The sequence below is a fragment of the Inquilinus sp. genome (assembly GCF_057815775.1).
In genome coordinates, this window is the sequence record NZ_JBYRFX010000936.1 from 1 (window position 1) to 1,500 (window position 1,500).

Below are 1,500 nucleotides of genomic sequence, written 5' to 3' on the forward strand. Positions count from 1 at the left end.
CGGCGATCAGCACATGGTGCGGCGCCGCGGCCAGGGGGAAGTGGTTCCGCGGCAGCGACACCGGCAGGATGTCGCCCTCGGCGACATCCTCATGCAGGCAGGCCGACCCGCCGCGGCCGGCCGCCGCGCGCTTGACCGCGATCCGGTAGCGGTTTCCCTCCGCCGGGTCGCCATGCAGCGAATATTGCCGGACCTTGCCGTTCGGCAGGTGGACGTCGATATGGGCCCCGGCAGTGAAGGGCGGCAGCTCCCAATCATCGGGGTCGGCCAGCTCGAAGGACAGCACGTCGTCCGAAACGCGGCGGATGCGGCGGACGATCGTGGTGACGCGATGGATCAGCTTGGGCATTCAGGCGCTCATGCCGGCCGGACGGTGTCGCCGCAGCGGATCACGCCGCCCTCCAGGATCCGGGCGTTCAGGCCGGAACGGTGCAGCAGCAGCGTGAAGATCTCCTGGCCGGTGATCTGCTCGATATGCCGGCACGGCGTGCTCAGCCGGGTGCCCTCGATCAGCGTCGTGCCGATCCGGAAGCGCCGGCCGACCAGGTGGTTCAGCGGCACACCGCGGGTGGTGACGTTGCGGCGGTGGTCGCCGGCCGCCAGGGTGACGGCATGGTCGCGCAGCAAGGCCTCCAGCGTCTCCGCCTCGAACAGGGTGATCTGGCGGCCCTCCTCGGGCCGATCGGAGTAGAAGCCGTCACCATTGGCATAGCGGTCGCCCACGATGCCCACGCCGGCGACCAGGGTCAGAAGCGGCGCCGCGTGCATCGGCAGGAACGAGCGCGGGGTGAAGTGCAGCGCCTCGACCGTCCCGGTCCAGGTTGCGGCGGGGATGCTGATATCGAAGCTGGCCGAGCCGGCATCGGGGCTGGTCATCGCATTCACTCCACGAGACAACTTTGTTGTCCAATGGACAAATTGATGGCAGGGACGAGCCGATGGTGCAAGATGTTTGTCCGGGCGGCGATCCTCCCTACAGTGCTGCCCAGCGTTGCGTTGCGGCCTGGGGGTACGGGATTGTCTGACGGACAAAGGACTGGTGAGGCCGGCGGCGCCCCCCACGGCGTCCAGGCGCGGGCGCTGCGGCTGCGGCGTGGCCTGACGCTCGATGCGCTGGCGGTCCAGACGGGGCTCAGCAAAGGGCATCTGTCCCGGTTCGAGCGGGGTCAGAAGACGCTGTCGATCGCAGCCCTGCTGCGGCTGTCGCAGGCGCTGCAGACCTCCGTGTCGACGCTGCTCGGCGAGGTCGGCGACGACGCCGTGCTCCACATCGTGCGCCGGGATGGCCGCCATTTCAGGACGATGGCGCCCGAGGATGCCGGCTATGCGTTCTCGCCCCTCAGCCGGCCGGGCGATGCCGGCGCCGCGAATGTCTTCATCGTCGATCTGCCGATGGCGGCGGTCCGGGACTCCGAGCACCACCATGCCGGCGAGGAGATGATCTTCGTGCTGGACGGGTCGGTGGAGGTCGACGCCGCGGGGCAGGTGACCGTGCTGGGG

At 69.4% G+C, this 1,500-nt stretch carries 3 protein-coding genes; 1 reads left to right on the forward strand and 2 read right to left on the reverse strand.

Annotation, left to right across the window (positions count from 1 at the left end; all coding sequences use genetic code 11):
- Both AC3XYG_RS33405 and AC3XYG_RS33410 read right to left on the reverse strand, forming a co-directional pair.
- Positions 1 to 349 (reverse strand): ferredoxin reductase (locus AC3XYG_RS33405; protein ID WP_489144201.1); only part of this gene is annotated, 349 nt, incomplete at its 3' end.
- Between the two features lie 8 nt (positions 350 to 357).
- Positions 358 to 876, reverse strand: a complete 519-nt coding sequence (locus AC3XYG_RS33410; RefSeq protein ID WP_489144202.1) for an MOSC domain-containing protein — start codon at positions 874 to 876, stop codon at positions 358 to 360.
- A gap of 141 nt (positions 877 to 1,017) precedes the next feature.
- Here AC3XYG_RS33410 and AC3XYG_RS33415 point away from each other — a divergent pair.
- Positions 1,018 to 1,500: helix-turn-helix domain-containing protein (locus tag AC3XYG_RS33415; protein WP_489144203.1), on the forward strand; the 483-nt coding region annotated here is incomplete at its 3' end.

What these genes read in the sequence shown, in the direction of transcription:
- AC3XYG_RS33410 (WP_489144202.1), bottom strand. Translation starts at nt 876, where the DNA reads ATGACCAGCCCCGATGCCGGCTCGGCCAGCTTCGATATCAGCATCCCC.